Below are 18,864 nucleotides of genomic sequence, written 5' to 3' on the forward strand. Positions count from 1 at the left end.
AACTGCGACAGGGAGTCGGGAGATTACGCCGTCAGCCGTCCGCGGCCGCGAGCGTTCGGCCGAGCAGCGCCAGCGGATAGCCGAAAATCCCCACGACTGCGACCCACGGCAGGAAGACGAGCATGCCGACGAGGACGGTCCAGACGCCGATCGGACTCGCCGGGTAGACGAGCGCGCCGACGGCGCTCGGAACGAGCGCGGCGGCCCCGAGTAGCGCGACCGGACGCCGGTCGCGCTCGAACGCGTGGCCGATCGGCAGGAAGAGTGCGGTAGCAACCCCGAACAGGAGCGGTAGCGCGTACACGACCCCGCCGGCGAGCGCTCGCGTGTAAGCGGCGGCGACGAGCGTCGCGAAGACCGCGAGGACGAACAGCCCGCGCGTCTCGAGTCGGGGACCGATCCGTGCGGCGGCCAGCCCGAGCAACGCGTATCCGACCCCCAGCGACGACAGCACGATGGCGGCCGGCGGAAACACCCGGTCGGTCGCTACCGCACCGTAGGCGAGGAAGCCGATCGCACCGCCGATGCCGACGGCGACCAGCAACCGCTCGAGCGTCGCCGCATCGACCGTCGGCCGCTCGAGGCCGAGGCGGCTGGTCACCCGCTCGACCACGGTGGATCCGCGGCTGGAACGGCCGATCACGATACCGAGGAGACCGATCAGCGCGCCGGGGACGGCCCCGATAGCTAACCCGCAAGCAAGCGCTGGCGGCCCGGTCACGCGGGCGATCGTCGCGTAGCCGCTCGCGGTACCGAGGAGGCCGCCCTCGCCGTAGGTGACGTACGTCTGGTCGTCGAAGCCGCGGTCCCGTGCCCCGTCGTTCTCGTTCGTCCAGGTCGCCTCGTTACCGTCGACGTCGGCGGCGGGGAGACGGTTCGTGATCACCGTTCCGTCGGGCGTATGGATCGTCAGCCGCTCGGCCGCCAACTCGTAGCGCGTGGACGACGTCCCGGTCGCGAAGTAGTCAATAATCCAACTGTCGCCGACGCCGCGACGAGCGACGTCGTCGACGGTGTAGTTCACCACGACGGTGTCGTCCTCGACCATCGCCTCGACGGCCCGAACGTTGCCATCTGCGGCGTGAGAGTGTGCCCAAGCGTCGTCGACCGCGGCCTCGAGGGCGCTCTCGTTGGACCGGTAGCGTTCGGCGGCCGAGTCGGTGACGGGGATCCGGGCGTGCCATAGCGAATCACCGGTCTCGTCGACGTAGACGTCGAGGGTTCCGTGATCGGTCGCGCCCGCGACTTCGGCGTCGTTGGCGACGCTGGGACCGCAGACGCCACAGAGCTGTGTCGGAGGCGGTGCGGCCGCCACCGCGACGACGGCGATCAGTCCGACGAGACACCAACAGAGGAGGAGCGGGAGAACGCGGGCGGTTCGCATCGTCTTCGCAGACGCATGTCGGCACCAAATAAATTATGCCAAGCTGAAACGACGGGCGCGGCTATTCGTACTCGTAGAACCCCTGCCCCGTCTTCTTACCGAGGTCGCCGGCCTCGACCTTCCGCTTGAGGAGGTAAGCTGGCTTGTACCGATCACCTAACTCCTCGTGAAGCGTCTCGGAGGCGTGGAGACAGACGTCGAGCCCGATGTGATCGGCCAGCGTCAGCGGCCCCATCGGCACGTTGGTCCCGAGTTCCATTCCCGTGTCGATGTCGTCTTTGGAGGCGACGCCCTCGTCGTAGGCCCGGATCCCCTCGTTGATCCAGGGCATCAGGATCCGGTTGGTGACGAAGCCGGGCTTGTCGTCGGCCTCCCAGGTCGTCTTCCCGAGGTCCGCGGCGAGGTCGTGGGCCAGTTCGGTCACTGTGTCGGTCGTCTTCTCACCCACGACGACTTCGACGCCCTCCATGATCGGCACCGGGTTCATGAAGTGCAGCCCGATCACGCGCTCCGGGCACTCGAGGTCGCTGGCGATCGAGGTGATCGAGAGCGTACTCGTGTTCGTCGCCAGCACTACGTCGTCGGCACACACCCGCTCTAAGTCGGCGAAGACCTCCCGCTTGACCGCGAGTTCCTCGAGGGCGGCCTCGACGACCAGATCGCAGTCGCCGAGATCGTCGAGGAGCGTGGTCCCCTCGATCCGGTCGCGGATCGTCGCCGGCGCTTCCTCGAGGGCACCCCGGCTCTCGAGGCGGCTGAGACTGTCGTCGATGGTGTCGAAGCCGTTCTCGACGTACTGCGATTCGATGTCGCGCATGACGACCTCGTAGCCGTTCGTGGCGGCGACCTGTGCGATGCCGCTGCCCATCGTCCCCGCGCCGACGACGCCGATCCGGTCGAGCTGCTCGCGAACCATACGCTCCCTTCCGTCGTCGCGGCCGTAAGCGTGCTGGTCGGCTGGAGTCGTGTCGGCGCGCGAGGGTAACTTTCAAGACGAGACAGTGTGAGCTACGCACGACCGGTGAATCGCGTGAGCAAGGAAGAAGTCGTCAGCGACGCGGAGACGGGAGCCGGCCCGGCGAGCGATGGGGAGGACGGGGACACGACCGTCGTTGACATCGGGATCACCGTCGACGTCGGCGACGACACCGCCGATGTCGCCGACGACGGTTCGGACCCCGTCGAACTCGCCTTCGACGAGGACGAACTGCTCGCGGCGACCGACGCCGCGACCGTGGACACCGACGACGAAGCCCCCGCGGGTTCGGAGCGGGACGCGGCGATCGAACCGACCGAACGCGAGGCGCTCGCGGCCGCCGGCATCGACCCCGAGGCGGTCGTCGACAAGGAGTACTCCTATCGACTGTTGCTCGAGGACGGGGTCGACGAGGACGTCGCGGCCGCCCTCCGGAGGCGCTTCTCGCTGCCGTGGTCGTTCGAGTCCGACGGCGATCTCCAACGGCGCTCGAGCGAGGTCCGCGGGCTCGGCGCGGCCGAACGCGAGTGGATCGCGGTCAGCGACGACGAGGACTGGCAGGCCTTCGAGTACGACGAGGCGGCCGTCTCGATCGGTCGGGAACGCCCCTCACAGCGGCCGTATCCGAAGCCGACGCCGGTGACGGCGGTCACCGGGGTCGGCCCGGACGACGCCGATCGGCTGGCCGAGGCCGGGATCCAGTCGGCCGAGCGGCTGGCGACGATCAGCGCGATGACCGTCGCCACGGCGCTCGATCTGAGCGTCCTGCACGTCCGTACGTGGCGACACAACGCCCGCGAATTGCTCGAGTGACGACGGCGATAGCACGGTGACGCTGTCGCTAGCACTCGTCGCTCGAGCCGACGCCGCGTTGGCAGTCGGCTCCCGATAGCTGATTTCGATCCCGTTTCGAGTACTCGATGAGTCGGATCGCCGTCACGTCGCACGGCCCGAGAGAGTGCGATTACTACACGTATACTCAATTTCGACAATCAGGACCATCAGAGATTTATAGCGCACTGTTGGACCGTCTAACAGATGATTCCGATCGACGATTCCCCGATCGTACGCGACGGCAAGTCACTGATTCTGGCGATGGACCACGGCTTAGAACACGGCCCCGTCGACTTCGAGGAGGTTCCCGAGAAGCTCGACCCGTCGACGGTCTTCGAGACGGCGACCCACGACGCCGTCTCCGCGATGGCGGTCCAGAAGGGGATCGCCGAGGGCTACTATCCCAGCTACGAAGACGACGTCAACCTGCTGCTGAAGCTAAACGGCACCTCGAACCTCTGGATGGGCGAGCCCGACTCGGCGGTCAACTGCTCGGTCGACTACGCTGCCGAACTGGGCGCCGACGCCCTCGGTTTCACCGTCTACGGCGGCTCGAACCACGAGATCGAGATGGTCGAGGAGTTCCGCGACGCCCAGGAGAAGGGCCGCGAGTACGACCTCCCCATGGTCATGTGGTCCTACCCGCGCGGCCAGGGACTGAAAAACGACACCAAGCCCTCGACGATCTCCTACGCGACGCGGCTGGCCCTCGAGCTGGGTGCCGACATCGCGAAGGTCAAGTACCCCGGGAGCCCGGAGGCGATGGCTCACGCCGTCGACTGTGCCGGCAATATGAAGGTCATCATGTCGGGCGGCTCGAAGACCTCCGACTACGAGTTCCTCTCGCAGGTCGAGGCGGTCATCGACGCCGGCGCGAAGGGGCTGGCCGTCGGCCGCAACGTCTGGCAGCGCGAGGACCCGACGCGGCTGCTGGACGCCCTCGAGAAGGTCATCTACGAGGAGGCGACGGCCGACGCCGCGCTCGAGGCCACCGAATAGATGACGGTCTCGGACCCGGTCGTCGAGGACATCGTCGCGACGATCAGTCGCTCGGCGACCGAGATACGGCAGGGACTGATCGGCCGCCGCGGGACCGTCGACGAGGAAAACCCAAGCGGCGAGACCCAGGCCGAGGCGGATGTCTGGGCCGACGAGTTGCTCGGCGAGCGCCTCACCGGGATCGACGGCGTCGGTCAGTACGCCAGCGAGGAACGCGCCAACGTCGTCGACTGCGGTGCGGATCCGGCCGACGGCGACGCCTACGCCGTCGCAGTGGACCCGCTCGACGGCTCCTCGAACCTCAAGTCCAACAACACCATGGGGACGATCTTCGGCGTCTACGACGCCGCACTGCCCGCCCGCGGTGAGACGCTCGTGGCCGCCGGCTTCGTCCTCTACGGCCCGATCACGACGATGGTGATCGCCACCGAGGAGACCGTCGCCGAGTACGAACTCTCCGGAGGCGAGCGGAACGTCGTCGACGACGACGTGACCCTCCCCGACGAACCGGTCGTCTACGGCTTCGGCGGCCGCGTCCCCGATTGGCCCGACGACTTCCGCGCCTACGCCCGCGAGATCGAGGACGAACTCAAACTCCGGTACGGCGGCGCGTTGATCGGCGACGTCAATCAGGTACTGACATACGGCGGCACCTTCGGCTACCCCGGCCTCGAGTCCCGGCCCGAGGGCAAACTCCGCCTGCAGTTCGAGGGGAACCCGATCGGCTACGTCGTCGAACGGGCCGGCGGGCGCTCCTCGAACGGGGACCGCTCGCTACTCGCCGTCGAGCCCGACGCCCTCCACGATCGCACGCCGGTCCACGTCGGCAACGACGAGCTGATCGAGCGCCTCGAGGCGGCCCTCGCGTAGCCCGCCGATCCGTTTTTCGCTGTTCGGTATCGTCAGTCGATCCAGGCGGCCGTTACGGCGACGTAGACGCCAACACCGACGAGCAACAGCGCGTAGAACGCCCAGCGGGGCCAGCCGGTCGCGAGGAACGCCAGGGTGAGAAACAGGACCCACAGGGAGATGGCGATCAGATCCCCGACGACGCGGCCGATCGTCCGGACGGCCGTTCTAACAGGTCCGGTCGCGCCCTCCTCGGACCGACTGGTATCGTTACGCATCGCGGTTCGGTCCTCGTGGCTCCGGTCGATCGTCGGTTCGATCCTCGTGGCCCCCGTCGGTCGTCGATTCGATCCTCGTAGCCCCCGTCGGTCGTCGCTCAGAAGTGATAGCCATGTGTTTCGGTCAGTCGATAGGCCCCCACGCCCCAGACGTAGCTCTGGCCGGGCCACCAGGTCCGGGCGTTGTTGAAGCCGGCGATGAGGACGTCGTCGGCCTCGCCCTCGGGATCGCGGTGGTAGCTCACGGAGCCGCTATCGCCGTCCGTGAGGTCCATCTCGCCGCCCCAGCGGAGTTGGCCGCGCCGGCAGAAGTCGTCCGTGAAACAGGTCACGGCGTCGATTCCCTGTATCTTTCCCACCGTGTGACCGGTCATCGCACCGACCTTCTCGAGTTCGGCGTCGCGTGCGACGAGCGTCGCGAGGCCGAACTTGGTGAACTGGCCCCGCACCCGCGGGCTCGAGGGGGCGTCGATCCTGTTCGTCGGTTCGATGCCGCCGGTCGGTTCGACGGTCGCGACGTCGGCGACCGGGTGGTGTCGTGCAACGGTCCCCAGTTCGGCCGCGTCGTCGCCCCCGATGGGCAGCGAGAGGGATTCCTCGGTCGACCCCTCGATCCCGTCGAAGGCATGATCGGCCGTCACGAAGAACCGCCGTTCCCCGTCGGGGTGATACAGCGCCGGACCGAGCGTCGCCAGACTCGTCGGCGTCTCGCAGGCGACGCCGCTGGGGACGCGACCGTCCGTACCGGGGTAGCCAAGCCGGGGTTCGCTCGCCTCGGAGTCGTCCCCGATGTCGTCGACATCGATGAACGTCTCCACGTCGATCTCGACGCCCTCGGCGAGTTCGCCGAGCAGTTCGTTCACGGAATGCCCCTCGCTCGAGACGCCGACGGAGACGGTTGCGGTCCCGCTATCGAAGTCACCGGGGACGACGGCACTCCCGAGGTAGCCGGTGAACCCGACCCGGGACAGGAGATCATTGATTTCGAACGCCTTCTCGACGGCGGCGTACCACGCTGCAGGGACGCGTTCCGTTCGCTCCCGGATCGACCACGGGTCGGCCGGGTCGTCCCTGACGAGGGCAGTGACGACGGGGACCTCGCCGTCGCCGGCGGCGAGGAAGTCGTCGACGCCGATCCAGTGGGCCATCCCGAGGGCGTAGCCACCGCCGGCGACCGTCCGCAGGAACTCGCGTCGGTCCAGTCCCCGCCCGATCCGGTCGCGAAGCGTCGCTCTCCGTTGTCCCGAACGTTCGGTGTGTACCTCCGACATATCGCTATCTACCCCGCTCCACACTATTGGAACGGATCGCTAACCGTCGAAACGAACGGCGATTCGACGGAAAGCCGTGCTGCCTGCAATTGCCGCCGAACGTCTTTCTCGCGGCCGGATCGTCGGTCGGCAGCGGCCGTGGTGCTGCCCGCCAGTCGATCGCGGCCTCTCGGACACCCATATAACGCGGACTCCCATGTAACGCGTGGACTACTGAACGCGAGCGTTCGTATCATCGGACCCGACAGTGTATGATGTCTCCGTGCTGGTGACCACGGAGACAGAACGCACTCTCGAGCGGGTCGCGCCATAGTCGATCCGTCTCCCCTCGCGACGACCGCCACACGATCAGTGGCGATCCGTCGGCGCGACCCCTCTCCCCCTCTACTGTCCCACCCAGTCCGTGATCGGTTCGTGTGACCGACTGACATGGGGGCGACGGTAACGACAGTATTCGGCCGGCAGGAGATCCAGTATCATGTGGTTTCGACGCATAGCTGACCCCGCCTTCGAAGTACGACCCGGTTACAACCCCGAAATCGTCGCGGCCGCCGCCCGAACCGTTTGCCGTCGATTGTAAGCGATTACCGGCGACGGCGATCCCCCTACGCCTGCCATAACAATACCCCGCGTACTGGTACGGGTTCTTGCTCCCGATGGCAGTGCCGGTTCGATTCCGGCGGGGAGGGTATGAGTTCCGAGCGCGCGACCCCAGGCCAGTGGCTGCCGGGCGATGTGACGCCCGTCGACCTCGAGCGACTGCTCTGGGGGCTGGTCGCGCTCTCGCTGGTCGCCGACATCGTCACGACCTTCGTCGGACTCAACCTCGGGTTGGCCGAGTCCAACCCTGCGGCCCGCGGCGCGATCGAGAGCTACGGCGTCGTCGGCATGCTCGGACTGAAGGCGTTCGCGGTCGGCGTCGCGCTGGCCTGCCGGCCCCTCCTCGAGCGGGCGTATCGGCCGATCGTGCCCGCAGGGCTCGCGGTGCCGTGGCTGGCCGCTGCAGTTCTCAACGTCTATACGATCTCGACGGTCGTGTGAGCGGCCGAAGACGGGCGGGACCAGTGGCGGTGTCGTCGAACGACTCGAGGAAGGGAGACAATCCGGCGGCTCCGGTTTCAGATTCTGCAATTCCCCCCATTTCCTAAACGGCGTTTCACCGTACCAACGGGCTCGAATGAAGCGGAGACAAGTCGTACGATTGGTTGCACTGAGCGGCGTCGCAGTTCCGCTTGCCGGCTGTTCGAACGAGGCGGCCGAGGGCGATGACGAGAACGACGATACGGATGGCGACACTGACGACCAAGACGGTTCCGCCGACGAATCGGACGAACGGGAGTTCTCCGGGACCGGATCAGAGGCGCTCGAGGACGTCAGTGTCGAGGGCGGGCTCACCGTCGTCGACGCTACCCACGAGGGCGACGGCGAGTTCCAAGTTCGGTTGATTCCCGAGGAAGACGACGGTAGTGAGGACGACACGGAAGACACAAGCGAGACGGAGTCAACTGGGACGCTGTTCGCCGATTCGTCGGGCGAGTACGATGGACAGACCGCGTGGCATATGGAGGGCGGGACCTATCAACTCAGCGTCGTCGCCGGCGGCGATTGGACGGTGACCGTCCGCGAGCCGCGTGAGACCTCCGGGGATTCCATGCCCGTGTCCCTCGAGGGAACCGGAAACGAAGTCCACGGTCCGTTCGAGTTCGACGGATCGCACCAGCCCTCCGGCGACTACGACGGAACGGAGATCAACGTCACCATCCTCTCGACGACGCGGGAGTCCACCCAGTTCGTGTTTCACGAGGACAGTATCGAGAACCCGACCGAGTTCGAGTTCGACGGCGTCGGCTACGTCGAAGTCAAATCCGACGGCGAGTGGTCGGTCGACATCGAGTGACCGGCAGCGGCCGGTCACTCGACCCTATCGGCCTCGTCGCCGGCGTCCTGCTGGATCCAGATCGTCTTCGTGTTGACGAACTCCGTGATCCCGTGTTCGGCGAGTTCCCGGCCGTAGCCCGAATCCTTCACGCCACCGAAGGGCAGCCGAGGATCGGACTTGACGAGTTCGTTGACGAAGGCGAGCCCGGACTCGAACTGCCGGGCGACCCGCTCGCCGCGCTCGAGATCCTCGGTCCAGACGCTCGCACCGAGACCGAAGCGGGTGTCGTTTGCCTTTTCGATGGCGGCGTCCTCGTCGGGGACCCGGAACACGGAAGCGACGGGGCCGAACAGTTCCTCCCGGTCGGCGGGGGTGTTCTCGGGGACGTCCGTGATTACCGTCGGCGGGTAGTACGCGCCGTCGCGGTCCATCGGCTCGCCGCCCAACTCGAGTTCGCCGCCTTGCTCGACCGTCTCCGCGACCTGCTCGTGGAGTTCCTCCATGAGGTCCGGGCGGGCCTGCGGCCCGAGGTCGGTGGCCTCGTCCATCGGATCGCCGACCGTCTGGGCCGCCATCTCGTCGATAAAGCGGTCGACGAACTCGTCGTAGACGTCGTCGACCACGACGAACCGCTTGGCCGCGATGCAGGACTGGCCGTTGTTGATGAGCCGCGCCTGGACCGCCGTCTCGACCGCCTCGTCCATGGGGGCGTCCTCGAGGACGACGAACGGGTCGCTCCCGCCCAACTCGAGGACCGACTTCTTGAGCTGGCTGCCGGCGGTTTCGGCGACCGCCCGACCCGCGGCGTCGCTGCCGGTGATGGTGACGGCTCGGATCCGGTCGTCCTCGATGACCGCGTCGATCTCGCTCGAGTCGATCAGCAGCGACGTGAAGGCGCCGTCGGGGAACCCCGCTTGGTCGAAGACGTCCTCGATGGCTCGGGCGCAGCCAGGGACGTTCGAGGCGTGTTTCAGCAGGCCGACGTTGCCCGCTGCGAGGTTCGGCGCGGCAAAGCGAAAGACCTGCCAGAAGGGGAAGTTCCAGGGCATGATCGCCAGTACCGGCCCCAGCGGCTGGTAGGCAACGACGGTGCGGGCGCTCTCGTCGCCGGCGATCACCTCGTCCTGGAGGTGTTGTGCCGCGTTCTGGGCGTAGTAGTCACAGACCCACGCGCATTTCGCGACCTCGTCGCGGGCCTGCCCGATCGGCTTCCCCATCTCTTCGGTCATCAGTTCGGCGTACTCGTCGGTGTTCTTCCGAAGGACGTCGGCCGCCCGCGCGAGCAGCCGCTGGCGGGTCTCGATCGGCGTCTCCGACCACTCCGCGAAGGTCTCGGTCGCGCGCTCGAGTCGGGCCTCGCGTTCCTCGTCGGAGGTCGCCTCGAAGCTGTCGACCACGTCGCCCGTCGCCGGGTTCGTGCTTTCGATTGACATGCCGTGATCGACCACGACGAATCGCTTAGTACGCGGGGCTGCCAACCAATGGTGAGTCGATCCGTCACGGTCGTTCGTGCCACACAACCCCTATGCCGGTCGGATCCCTACGAGCGACCATGTCAACTGACACGTCCCACGACGATTTCGAACCGCCACCCGAAGCGCGGAAGACCGTTCTCTTCTGTCCGGACTGTGGCCACGAGAGTCCGGTTACCGGCGACTGGGAGACCGTGACAGCCGGCGACGAGCGACTGCTCGTCTGTGTCGACTGTGGCTGCGTCGTCGATCGGCGATCGCGACGCCGGCGCGAGACCGTGAAAGCGGTCTAGCGCGGGACCGGGGGATGGTCCCACACCCCTCGTTCAGAGTGAAACGCGTGTTCGAGGTGGTGGCAGTTCGACGGATCAGGAAAAGGACTCGAGGTCGGCGTCGCGGTTCCCAGTCGACGGCCCCGTCTCCCGAAGTCGATCGTACGTCGGCAGGTCCTCGAGCGAGGCGTCGCGACGGACCGCCTTGACGATGTGTTTCGGATCGGTCACGAGCCGGTGCAGGAGGTAACTCCCCTGTGACCGACCGCCACCGGTCTTCTCGGATTCGATGACGCCGAGAAACGCCTGCTCTTTGAGTTGGCGATAGAGGCCGTTCTCGGTGATCGGGTCGGTCGCGACCAGCTCACAGATGCCGACGTAGCGCTCGTACACCTCCCGGGTCTTGTACGTCTCCCGATCGCCCGTGATGATACAACTGGCGAGCGCATAGAGGGCGAGTTTCGCGTGAACGGTCGCGCCGCTCGTGAGTTCCTCGATGCGGTTGATCTCGGCGACCTCCTGAGCCTGCTGAATGTGGGTCTCCGAAACCGTCTCGCTGTCGGTGCGGCGGGCGAGTTCCCCGGCTTCCTTGAGGATCTCGATCGCTTTTCGTGCGTCGCCGTGTTTCTTCGCCGCGAGGGCGGCACAGAGTTCGATCGTTCCGTCCTCGAGAACGTCGGGCTGGAAGGCGTCCTCGCGATTGCGCATGATCTCGCGGAGCTGGGAGGCGTCGTACGGATGGAAGAACAGCTCCCGGTGGCCGAAGCTGCTGTCGATCCGCTCGTCGAGGGTCTCCCGGTACTGGACCTTGTTGCTGATCCCGATGACGCCGATATAGGCGTCGGTCTTTCGGGCCTCTCGAGCGCGCGAGAGCTGCATCAGAATGTTGCTGTTGTCCAGTTTGTCGATCTCGTCCAAGATGACGATGACGGCGTCGAAACAGTCCTCGAGAATCCCCCAGATGTGCTGGTAGTACTCCATCGTTCCGACGCCGCGAAGCGGGATGTTCTGCTGGTAGTCGGTCTGGTCTTTCAGACTAAGCGCCAGCTGTCGGGTCGCACGGGTCTCGGTGTTCGCTTCGGAGCAGTCGACGTAGAGAACGGCACAATCGATGTCGTTGCCGCGGGCGGCGTCCTGGGCCCGCGTCGAGACGTGTCGTGAGATCAGACTCTTTCCGGTCCCCGTTTTGCCGTATATCATCACGTTGTTCGGCGGATCACCGCGCGTGATCGCACCGACTTCGGCGGCGACGGACTGGATCTCGTCGTCGCGCCCGACGATGCGGTCCTCGTCGGGAACGTGACCGACGTGGAGGAGTTCCTTCCGATCGAAGATGGGATCATGAGATTCGAAGAGCGGGTCCCCACCGGTCTGCTCGGCCATAGTTCAGATCTGGAGACGGACATTATAAACCTGTGGAAGCCCGTTCAGACTGATAGTGAACAGAGATAGAACTGTTACTGTCTATTGAAGGCCGTTTCGGAGTATCCGTACTCGCTGCCGGGTGCAGACTGAACTGTGAACGCCCGTCGGGAACAGGCCCACACCCCGTTCAGACTGAAAGCGGTCAATAAGCCGTAGTCGCCAACCGGAGTGTACACCGAAATCGCGTGGAACGTCGAGAGTGCGACGGATGCAGTTTTCCGGAACGTCTCCTCTCCCTCTTCCACCTAAAAATGGTATTATATATTACGGTAGCGGAAACGATTGCGACACCTTACAGTACCAAATCGTAACAATCGCTTGTGTCCCCCGCAGGTCAATTCCGTCGGTCACAACCGGATACCGCTCACTCGGTATTCACTCTGAATGGGGGGTGTGGGTCCGGTACTACGAATCGCAAACCGTCCGATCGCGTTCGGTCGGATCCCCCGCCGTTCAGAGTGAACCCGGCCACCCCCTCACGATCCCGTTTCACTCTGAACGAGGGGTGTGACTACCCCATCGATCGTGATCCGTCGATCGCCGGGATGATTCCGAACGCCCGGCGACACCGCCCGGCTTTTCACTCTGAACGAGGGGTGTGCCACCGGGTTATCGGCCCGCGCTCGAGACCGGGCCCCGAAACGGGCGGTAGAGAACTGACCGATCGCCCATCCGCTCGAGTGCGGGCGCGATCGTGTTCGACCTCGAGGGCGCGCGGTTGCCCCCAACGGGACCCGCGTCGACGGCGTCGTGACCCGGCCGGAGCAACCGGCGAAACCGACTGAACGGTCAATATATAGGGTACTTAGGTCAGCCTTGGAGAACGTGCATCTCTTTCCATGATAGATATTCGCTACGCTTATCCCTTGGTCTCCGAAACCCCCCGCGTATGAGCGAAGAGACCAACCCGTTCGAAAGCCTGCAATCACAGATCGACGACGCGGCGGCGTATCTCGACGTCGGCGACGACGTGATCGAGCGACTCAAACACCCCGAGCGCGTCCTCGAGACGAACCTCACGATCGAACGCGACGACGGCGATCTGGAGCGATTCAAGGCCTTCCGCTCGCAGTTCAACGGTGACCGTGGGCCCTACAAAGGCGGCATCCGCTACCACCCGGGTGTCTCCCGCGACGAGGTCAAGGCCCTCTCGGGCTGGATGACCTACAAGACCGCGATCGTCGACATTCCCCTCGGCGGCGGGAAGGGCGGCATCATCATCGATCCGGCCGACTACTCCGAGAGCGAACTCGAGCGGCTCACCCGCTCGTTCGCGAAGGAACTCCGGCCCATGGTCGGCGAGGACCGCGACGTGCCCGCGCCCGACGTGAACACGGGCCAGCGGGAGATGAACTGGATCAAAGACACCTACGAAACCCTCGAGAACACGTCGGAGCCGGGCGTCGTGACCGGGAAGGCGCTGGATTCGGGCGGCAGTGAGGGCCGCGTCGACGCGACCGGCCGCTCGACGGTCATCGCCGCCCGCGAGGCCTTCGACTACCTCGACAAGGACCTCGAGGGCGCGACCGTGGCCGTCCAGGGCTACGGGAACGCCGGCTGGATCGCCGCCCGACTGATCGACGAGATGGGCGCGACCGTCGTCGCCGCCAGCGACTCGAGCGGCGGGATCTACAACCCCGACGGCTTCGATCCGGTTGCAGCCAAGGACCACAAGAACGAGACGGGCAGCGTCGTCGGCTTCGAGGGAAGCGAGGAGGAGATCACCAACGAGGACGTCCTCACCCTCGACGTCGACCTGCTGATCCCCGCGGCGCTGGAAAACGCGGTCGACGCCGACCTCGCGGAAGACGTCGAGGCCGACGTCATCTCGGAAGCCGCAAACGGGCCGCTGACGCCCGCGGCCGACGAGGTCCTCGAAGAGAAAGACGTCTTCGTGATTCCGGACATCCTCGCGAACGCGGGCGGGGTCACCGTCTCCTACTTCGAGTGGGTACAAAACCGCCAGCGCTTCTACTGGTCCGAGCAGCGGGTCAACGAGGAACTCGAGGGCGTCATCGTCGACGCCTTCGACGCCTTGATCGAGGCCTACGAGGAACACGACCTCGAGAACCCCCGGACCGCGGCCTACGTCGTCGCGATCCAGCGGGTCGCAGACGCCTTCGAGGAAGCCGGCAGCTGGCCCTGACCGACGGTCGCTCGCCCAATCCGGACCGATTCGAACGGACCTCCTTTTCGAGTGACACACTGTCAGGATTTCAGTAAACACTTACCACCTGGACCGCCATTTGCAGGGAAATGAATCGACGAACCGTTATCGCAGGACTCGGTGCGGCGGGACTGGCCGGCCTGTCGGGCTGTCTGGGACTGCTCGGTATGGACGAACACGAATCGTCGCCCGCGGGCGTCGAATCCGAGGCCCGCGCGGAGACCGGCTACGAGCAGACGGCCATCGACCCGCTCGAGATCGAGCGTGACGTCGGCCCCACGAACGAGACCGTCACAGTCACGAACTACATGACCAAACACGAGAAGCAGGTCGGGATCGAAGGGCTCGGCGAGCGCCGCGCTGCGGTCTTCAACGTGTTAACCACGCCGCAGGTCAACATCCTCGGGCGGGAACTCAACCCCGTCGGAGAGATGTCGACCGAGGAACTCATCGACCTCGTCCGGGAGAACTACGACGGCATCTCCAACGTCTCGCACGACCGAGACACCGAGGTCACGATCCTCGAGGAGTCGACCACGAAAGCGCAGTACACCGCCGACGCGACCTTCGACGGCCGCGACGTCGAGGTCGACGTTCACATCACCGAGGCCGTCGAGGCCGGCGACGACTTGCTCGTGACCATCGGCGTCTATCCCGAGCGCCTCCGGAGCCAGGAACGGCCGAACATCACGGCCCTCGCCGAGGCGGTGACCACCGACGTCGACGAGGGTGCCTCGAGCGGCGACTCCGGCGGCAACGAATCCGATTCCGACGACGGGTCACAGAGCGACGGCAACGAGAGCAGCGACAACGAGAGCGACGACGGCATCCTCGGCTGATTGGCCGCAAAGCAGCCGGGCCGGTCCGACGACGAACGGCTCGAACTGCGGGTCCGAGGCGAAGACCTCGCGGCGGCGTTACAGTCCGAGTTCGCGACCGATCACTAAGTGCTGGATCTCGCTTGTTCCCTCGCCGATCTCCATCAGCTTCGCGTCGCGGTAGAACCGCTGGGGTGCGAAGTCGGTCGTGTAGCCGTAGCCGCCCAGGACCTGGACGGCGTCCTCGGCGACCTTGCGGGCGGCCTCGCTGGCCTCGAGTTTCGCGAGGGCCGACTCCCTGGTGACGGGGTCGCCCCGGTCGTCGGTGCGGGCGGCTTGCCGCGTCAGGAGCCGCGCCCGCTCGGTCTTGCGGTGCATATCGACGATCGTGTCCCGAATCGCGTCGAACTCGCAGATCGGCTGGCCGAACTGCTCGCGCTCCTGGCTGTAGGTCTTCGCGTGTTCGTAGGCCCCCTGTGCGAGCCCGGTCGAGAGTGCGGCGATCGAGATGCGGCCGCCGTCTAGGGTCTTCTTGGTCTGCTCCCAGCCGTCGCCCACCTCGCCGAGCAGGCGGTCCTCGGGGAGGCGAACGTCGTCGAACGCGATCTCACAGGTCGGCGAGGCGTTGAGCCCCATCTTCTCCCAAACGGTCGTCACCTCGAAGCCGTCGTCCGCGTCGGGGGCGACGATGAACGTCGAGATGCCGTCGTAGCCCGCGTCGGGATCGGTGACGGCCTTGACGAGGATCGATCCGGCCTCGGAGGCGTTCGTGATGAACTGCTTGGTCCCGTTCAGTACCCACTCGTCGCCCTCTTTCCGGGCCCGGGTGTTCATGTCCGAGGCATCCGAGCCGCTCTCGGGTTCGGTCAGCGCCCAGCCGCCGATGGTCTCGCCCTCGGCCAGCGGCCGCAGCCAGCGCTCCTTCTGGGCCTCGGTCCCGAACCGTTCGATGGGTTTCGAGGCCAGCGACGTGTGCGCGACGTAGGAGAGGCCGACGGCCCCGGAGACCCGGCCCAGTTCCTCCGCGACCAGCGTATACATCAGGGTATCGCCGCCGAGTCCACCGTAGTCCTCGTCGATCGGCACCCCCATCATATCGAGGGCGGCCAACTGGTCGAAGACCTCGGCCGGGAACCGATGGTCGTCCTCGATCTCCTGAGCGATCGGCTCGATCTCGGCCTCGCAGAAGTCCCTGACGGTCTCCCGAATCATCCGGTGTTCGTCGGGCAGATCGGCGGCCATACGCAATACTTGCCGAGGGCGGGAATAAACGCACCGCCGCCCGCAGGGGGCGGCCGAGAGAGGCACTCCTACCAGCCGCTTCGATCGTCCCGATCGTCGTCATCATCGTCCGACCCGCTCGAGTCGCCCCAGCCGTCGCCGTCATCGTCGGAGTCGCCTCCGCCGACCCCGCTGTCCGACTCGTCGCGGTCCCCCCAGCCGCTCGAGTCGTCGGAATCCGGTTCGTTCCAGCGGCTGTCGAACGATTCCGAGTCGTCGCCCCACATGTCGTCGGTCCCGAGGTCGTCGCGGTCGTCCCGGCGATCGTCCTCGGCTCGAGAGTCGGGCGTCTCCCAGGAGCCGCCGGTGCCCGGGCCGCCGCGAACCGCGTCCCGTCGGTCGGGAATCAGATCGAGGTCCGCGTCGGTATCACCGAGCAAGAGCAGGGCGTAGTAGCGCAGGTAGACGACGACCGGCACCTGGACTAACAGAACGAGTACCACGAGCAGCGGAATCGCGACCAGCAGGACGAGCAGGTTCAGAAACGGAATGAACAGGAGAACGAACAGGACGATCACGATCGGAATCGCCAGGATGAACAGCGCGATACCGATCGAAAAGGCGAAGACCAGCTGTAGGAGCCAGACCAGCAGGAGGTAGACGATATACTCCGCCCAGTTGCCCGACAGCGTCGGCCAGAACCGCTTCCAGGCGGCGACGACGCCGAGATCCTCCCGCAACATTGTCGGCGCGACAAAGACCGTCGTGAACCGGCTGATGATCGCGTAGGCCAGCACCACGGGGATCGCGACGAGGATCACGATGCCGATCATCGCCAGCGAGACGGCGTCCGACCCCGAGAGGAAAACTGCGGCCACCGGGAGCCCGATCACTGCGAGCGCGATCAGCCCGAGGACGACCCGAAACCCGAACAGTTGAACGCCGTGCCCGACGTTGCGCTTCGTGTACCGACGGACGTGTACCTCCCCAGAGCGCAGCGACTCGAGGAACGTGAACTCGAATATCGATCCGACCAGCAGGAACGCGAGTCCAACGAGGAGGACGGCGACGGTGACGACGACGAGTATCGGGAGTAACTCGCCGACGTCGACGGTGCCCGGATCAACCGTCGCTCCCTCATCGCTAACTCCCCCACCGCCGCCTGAAAAGACCGGGTTGCCGAACCCGACGCCGCCGATGAAAAAGAGCAGCAAGGCGAGTTTGAGCCACATCCAGGGACGGATCGGTGTCAGAAACTCGCGGGTGACATCGATCGCGTCGCTGAGGTCGTCGAGCGCATACATTGGCTACGAGTAGAACGTCTCGACTCATAGTGTTAGCGTTCCAACCCCTGGTCCCCCGCCGTCAGCGACACCTTCCACCGATAACACTTCGGGACGCATTTAACGCCGCCGCTCCTGACTGGCGGTATGGACATCCGCCGGCTCGCACGAGGGACCGTCGAGTGGAGCCGCATCGAGCGTGTCGTCCGCACGCTGGCGGATCGCTACGACCGCGAGGAGGTCCGCGTCGAGTTCCTCGAGGCGGACAACTGGCTCTCGACGCCCTGCGTCATCGACGACGAGTGGTTCGTCAAGATCGTCTCCCGGCAGAACGCCCTGGTGCATGCGGTGTTGACGACCGGTCGGAACGTCGGCGCGTTTTCCTCTGGTACCGAGGGCTTTTTCGATCGGTTCGATACCCCTCGAGAGATGGTCGAACACGAGTACGAGGCCACCCTCCGGATGCGCGAGATCGGTATCAACGCCCCCCGGCCGATCGATGCCTTCGAGGTCAACGGACTAGGCGTCCTCGTCCTCGAGTACCTCCCGGAGTTCCGGTCGCTCGACGATGTGGCCGACGACGCCGTCGCCGAACGCGCGCCGGAGCTGTTCGCCATGCTCGCGATGCTGCACGACCATGGGCTTGCCCACGGCGACCTGCGGGCCGAGAACATCCTGCTGTGTGACGACGAGTTCTACTTCATCGACGCGACCAGCGTCCACGACGACCGCGTCGACGAGACGACCGCCTACGATCTGGCCTGTGCGCTCGCGGTCCTCGAACCCCGGATCGGGCCTCGAGCGGCCGTCGACGCCGCTGCGACGGCCTACGGACCCGACACCTTGCTCGCCGCACGGGAGTTCCTCGATTTCGTGCGGCTCCGGCCCGACCACGAGTTCGACTCGACGACGCTGCGCAGCGAACTCGAGAAGGCGGCCGAGTTGGGCGGGGTGTGAGGGCGAGGACCGGTCACGCCCCCGACCACAGGCGGCTGCAGGCACCACGGGTTTTTCGGGAGTCGCGCTAGGGCCGTCCATGGGGCAAACGTTTACCGACGACGACGTCGGCAAGCGGGTCGAAACCACCGGTGGCGACGTCCTCGGCACCGTCGAAATGACCGAGCCCGAGACGGCCTACGTCGACGTGAACGACGACGCCCGGGAGACGCTCCGGGCGATCCTCGAGTGGGAGTCCGAGGAGGACATCGTCCCGCTAGACGCGAGCGCGGTGACCGAAATCACCGGGACCGTGATCCGACTCGAGGCCGGCCAGTCGTTGGCGGCCGAGCTGTCGACGGGCGGGACGGATCCGGTCATCGAGCGCGACGAACGCACCGCCGGGCGGGGCGACAGCGACGAACAGCGGACCATGGGGCCGCCGTCCGGAACGCCCGACGAGCCGGCCGCGAGCGAGGAGGGTCGGACCGGTGAGGGCCTCGAGCCCTCGGCCGAGGGGATGACGGAGGCCGGTGCGGAGCGCCACCCGGACATGGCGGACGCGCCGCCGGAGGGGGAGCGGACCGTCACCGAGGAGCGCGGCGAGAAAGAGGACCGATAGACGACGCCGTCTTCGAGTGCCGTACTCGAGTCGGCGGACCGGAACGAGGCGTTCTGCTATCGTGGCACCACGGGATGACCACGCCCTCCCCAACCGATTCACTCGCGCCTCGCGGCGCTCGTTCATCCCTCGCACGATGTTGCCAACTGGCCTCGCTGTACTCACGGTTCCCTCCGGT

At 66.0% G+C, this 18,864-nt stretch carries 18 protein-coding genes; 10 read left to right on the top strand and 8 right to left on the bottom strand.

Annotated features, from left to right (window positions below; translation table 11 throughout):
- Window positions 1-31: 31 nt before the first annotated feature.
- Together ACERIM_RS02395 and ACERIM_RS02400 are read right to left on the bottom strand one after the other, a co-directional pair.
- Window positions 32-1,384: a hypothetical protein gene (locus ACERIM_RS02395; RefSeq protein WP_373631056.1), complete on the bottom strand. Its 1,353-nt coding sequence runs from the start codon at window positions 1,382-1,384 to the stop codon at window positions 32-34.
- 61 nt (window positions 1,385-1,445) lie between these two features.
- On the bottom strand, window positions 1,446-2,300 hold the full coding sequence (locus ACERIM_RS02400; protein WP_049964690.1) for a 3-hydroxyacyl-CoA dehydrogenase family protein: 855 nt from the start codon (window positions 2,298-2,300) through the stop codon (window positions 1,446-1,448).
- Between the two features lie 114 nt (window positions 2,301-2,414).
- On the opposite strand from ACERIM_RS02400, the gene ACERIM_RS02405 reads away from it, so the two are divergent.
- From ACERIM_RS02405 to ACERIM_RS02415, 3 genes are all read left to right on the top strand, one after another.
- The gene (locus ACERIM_RS02405) at window positions 2,415-3,173 is read left to right on the top strand and encodes a hypothetical protein (RefSeq protein WP_373631057.1); all 759 of its coding nucleotides are present in this window, start codon (window positions 2,415-2,417) and stop codon (window positions 3,171-3,173) included.
- Between the two features lie 225 nt (window positions 3,174-3,398).
- Entirely contained in the window at window positions 3,399-4,193 is a 795-nt protein-coding gene (locus ACERIM_RS02410) for a class I fructose-bisphosphate aldolase (RefSeq protein WP_006649252.1), read from the top strand.
- A complete protein-coding gene (locus tag ACERIM_RS02415; RefSeq protein WP_373631058.1) occupies window positions 4,194-5,063 on the top strand; it encodes a class 1 fructose-bisphosphatase in 870 nt (289 codons plus the stop codon).
- A 32-nt stretch (window positions 5,064-5,095) separates the two neighbouring features.
- Here ACERIM_RS02415 and ACERIM_RS02420 read toward each other — a convergent pair whose 3' ends face one another.
- Together ACERIM_RS02420 and ACERIM_RS02425 are read right to left on the bottom strand one after the other, a co-directional pair.
- The gene (locus tag ACERIM_RS02420; RefSeq protein ID WP_006649254.1) at window positions 5,096-5,320 is read right to left on the bottom strand and encodes a hypothetical protein; all 225 of its coding nucleotides are present in this window, start codon (window positions 5,318-5,320) and stop codon (window positions 5,096-5,098) included.
- Between the two features lie 98 nt (window positions 5,321-5,418).
- Complete coding sequence (locus tag ACERIM_RS02425; protein WP_373631059.1) at window positions 5,419-6,591, bottom strand: hypothetical protein; 1,173 nt, start codon at window positions 6,589-6,591, stop codon at window positions 5,419-5,421.
- 690 nt (window positions 6,592-7,281) lie between these two features.
- Between ACERIM_RS02425 and ACERIM_RS02430 the strand changes: the two genes are divergently transcribed.
- Window positions 7,282-7,632 carry a DUF5658 family protein gene (locus tag ACERIM_RS02430; protein WP_006649256.1) on the top strand — a complete coding sequence of 117 codons (351 nt, stop codon included), beginning with the start codon at window positions 7,282-7,284 and terminating at the stop codon, window positions 7,630-7,632.
- Between the two features lie 136 nt (window positions 7,633-7,768).
- Window positions 7,769-8,488, top strand: coding sequence for a hypothetical protein (locus tag ACERIM_RS02435; RefSeq protein WP_373631060.1), 720 nt, complete (start codon window positions 7,769-7,771; stop codon window positions 8,486-8,488).
- 14 nt (window positions 8,489-8,502) lie between these two features.
- On the opposite strand, the gene ACERIM_RS02440 is transcribed toward ACERIM_RS02435, so the two are convergent.
- On the bottom strand, window positions 8,503-9,903 hold the full coding sequence (locus tag ACERIM_RS02440; protein ID WP_373631062.1) for an NAD-dependent succinate-semialdehyde dehydrogenase: 1,401 nt from the start codon (window positions 9,901-9,903) through the stop codon (window positions 8,503-8,505).
- A 119-nt stretch (window positions 9,904-10,022) separates the two neighbouring features.
- Here ACERIM_RS02440 and ACERIM_RS02445 point away from each other — a divergent pair, with 119 nt between their 5' ends.
- Window positions 10,023-10,235: a hypothetical protein gene (locus ACERIM_RS02445; protein ID WP_006649259.1), complete on the top strand. Its 213-nt coding sequence runs from the start codon at window positions 10,023-10,025 to the stop codon at window positions 10,233-10,235.
- A gap of 75 nt (window positions 10,236-10,310) precedes the next feature.
- On the opposite strand, the gene ACERIM_RS02450 is transcribed toward ACERIM_RS02445, so the two are convergent.
- Window positions 10,311-11,597 carry a Cdc6/Cdc18 family protein gene (locus ACERIM_RS02450; RefSeq protein ID WP_006649260.1) on the bottom strand — a complete coding sequence of 429 codons (1,287 nt, stop codon included), beginning with the start codon at window positions 11,595-11,597 and terminating at the stop codon, window positions 10,311-10,313.
- Window positions 11,598-12,528: 931 nt separating this feature from the next.
- On the opposite strand from ACERIM_RS02450, the gene ACERIM_RS02455 reads away from it, so the two are divergent.
- Window positions 12,529-13,785 (top strand): Glu/Leu/Phe/Val dehydrogenase, encoded by a 1,257-nt coding sequence (locus tag ACERIM_RS02455; protein WP_006649261.1) that lies wholly within the window; start codon window positions 12,529-12,531, stop codon window positions 13,783-13,785.
- A 110-nt stretch (window positions 13,786-13,895) separates the two neighbouring features.
- Window positions 13,896-14,645, top strand: coding sequence for a DUF6517 family protein (locus tag ACERIM_RS02460; RefSeq protein ID WP_373631064.1), 750 nt, complete (start codon window positions 13,896-13,898; stop codon window positions 14,643-14,645).
- Window positions 14,646-14,723: 78 nt separating this feature from the next.
- On the opposite strand, the gene ACERIM_RS02465 is transcribed toward ACERIM_RS02460, so the two are convergent.
- Both ACERIM_RS02465 and ACERIM_RS02470 read right to left on the bottom strand, forming a co-directional pair.
- Window positions 14,724-15,866 carry an acyl-CoA dehydrogenase family protein gene (locus ACERIM_RS02465; protein ID WP_373631065.1) on the bottom strand — a complete coding sequence of 381 codons (1,143 nt, stop codon included), beginning with the start codon at window positions 15,864-15,866 and terminating at the stop codon, window positions 14,724-14,726.
- Between the two features lie 68 nt (window positions 15,867-15,934).
- Window positions 15,935-17,149 (bottom strand): hypothetical protein, encoded by a 1,215-nt coding sequence (locus ACERIM_RS02470; protein WP_373631066.1) that lies wholly within the window; start codon window positions 17,147-17,149, stop codon window positions 15,935-15,937.
- Between the two features lie 126 nt (window positions 17,150-17,275).
- Between ACERIM_RS02470 and ACERIM_RS02475 the strand changes: the two genes are divergently transcribed.
- Together ACERIM_RS02475 and ACERIM_RS02480 are read left to right on the top strand one after the other, a co-directional pair.
- Complete coding sequence (locus tag ACERIM_RS02475) at window positions 17,276-18,085, top strand: RIO1 family regulatory kinase/ATPase (protein ID WP_049964701.1); 810 nt, start codon at window positions 17,276-17,278, stop codon at window positions 18,083-18,085.
- 79 nt (window positions 18,086-18,164) lie between these two features.
- Window positions 18,165-18,686 carry a hypothetical protein gene (locus ACERIM_RS02480; protein ID WP_373631068.1) on the top strand — a complete coding sequence of 174 codons (522 nt, stop codon included), beginning with the start codon at window positions 18,165-18,167 and terminating at the stop codon, window positions 18,684-18,686.
- Window positions 18,687-18,864 lie beyond the last annotated feature (178 nt).

It is taken from the genome of Natrinema sp. H-ect1, assembly GCF_041821105.1.
Classification (GTDB): Archaea; Halobacteriota; Halobacteria; order Halobacteriales; family Natrialbaceae; genus Natrinema; species Natrinema thermotolerans.

Excerpts from the sequence above, each read along its gene's own strand:
- ACERIM_RS02450 (WP_006649260.1), bottom strand. The coding sequence starts at position 11,597 with ATGGCCGAGCAGACCGGTGGGGACCCGCTCTTCGAATCTCATGATCCC.
- ACERIM_RS02395 (WP_373631056.1), bottom strand. The coding sequence starts at position 1,384 with ATGCGAACCGCCCGCGTTCTCCCGCTCCTCCTCTGTTGGTGTCTCGTC.
- ACERIM_RS02445 (WP_006649259.1), top strand. The coding sequence starts at position 10,023 with ATGTCAACTGACACGTCCCACGACGATTTCGAACCGCCACCCGAAGCG.
- ACERIM_RS02425 (WP_373631059.1), bottom strand. The coding sequence starts at position 6,591 with ATGTCGGAGGTACACACCGAACGTTCGGGACAACGGAGAGCGACGCTT.
- ACERIM_RS02475 (WP_049964701.1), top strand. The coding sequence starts at position 17,276 with ATGGACATCCGCCGGCTCGCACGAGGGACCGTCGAGTGGAGCCGCATC.
- ACERIM_RS02410 (WP_006649252.1), top strand. The coding sequence starts at position 3,399 with ATGATTCCGATCGACGATTCCCCGATCGTACGCGACGGCAAGTCACTG.
- ACERIM_RS02400 (WP_049964690.1), bottom strand. The coding sequence starts at position 2,300 with ATGGTTCGCGAGCAGCTCGACCGGATCGGCGTCGTCGGCGCGGGGACG.
- ACERIM_RS02415 (WP_373631058.1), top strand. The coding sequence starts at position 4,194 with ATGACGGTCTCGGACCCGGTCGTCGAGGACATCGTCGCGACGATCAGT.
- ACERIM_RS02420 (WP_006649254.1), bottom strand. The coding sequence starts at position 5,320 with ATGCGTAACGATACCAGTCGGTCCGAGGAGGGCGCGACCGGACCTGTT.
- ACERIM_RS02470 (WP_373631066.1), bottom strand. The coding sequence starts at position 17,149 with ATGTATGCGCTCGACGACCTCAGCGACGCGATCGATGTCACCCGCGAG.
- ACERIM_RS02480 (WP_373631068.1), top strand. The coding sequence starts at position 18,165 with ATGGGGCAAACGTTTACCGACGACGACGTCGGCAAGCGGGTCGAAACC.
- ACERIM_RS02455 (WP_006649261.1), top strand. The coding sequence starts at position 12,529 with ATGAGCGAAGAGACCAACCCGTTCGAAAGCCTGCAATCACAGATCGAC.
- ACERIM_RS02430 (WP_006649256.1), top strand. The coding sequence starts at position 7,282 with ATGAGTTCCGAGCGCGCGACCCCAGGCCAGTGGCTGCCGGGCGATGTG.
- ACERIM_RS02440 (WP_373631062.1), bottom strand. The coding sequence starts at position 9,903 with ATGTCAATCGAAAGCACGAACCCGGCGACGGGCGACGTGGTCGACAGC.
- ACERIM_RS02435 (WP_373631060.1), top strand. The coding sequence starts at position 7,769 with ATGAAGCGGAGACAAGTCGTACGATTGGTTGCACTGAGCGGCGTCGCA.
- ACERIM_RS02465 (WP_373631065.1), bottom strand. The coding sequence starts at position 15,866 with ATGGCCGCCGATCTGCCCGACGAACACCGGATGATTCGGGAGACCGTC.
- ACERIM_RS02460 (WP_373631064.1), top strand. The coding sequence starts at position 13,896 with ATGAATCGACGAACCGTTATCGCAGGACTCGGTGCGGCGGGACTGGCC.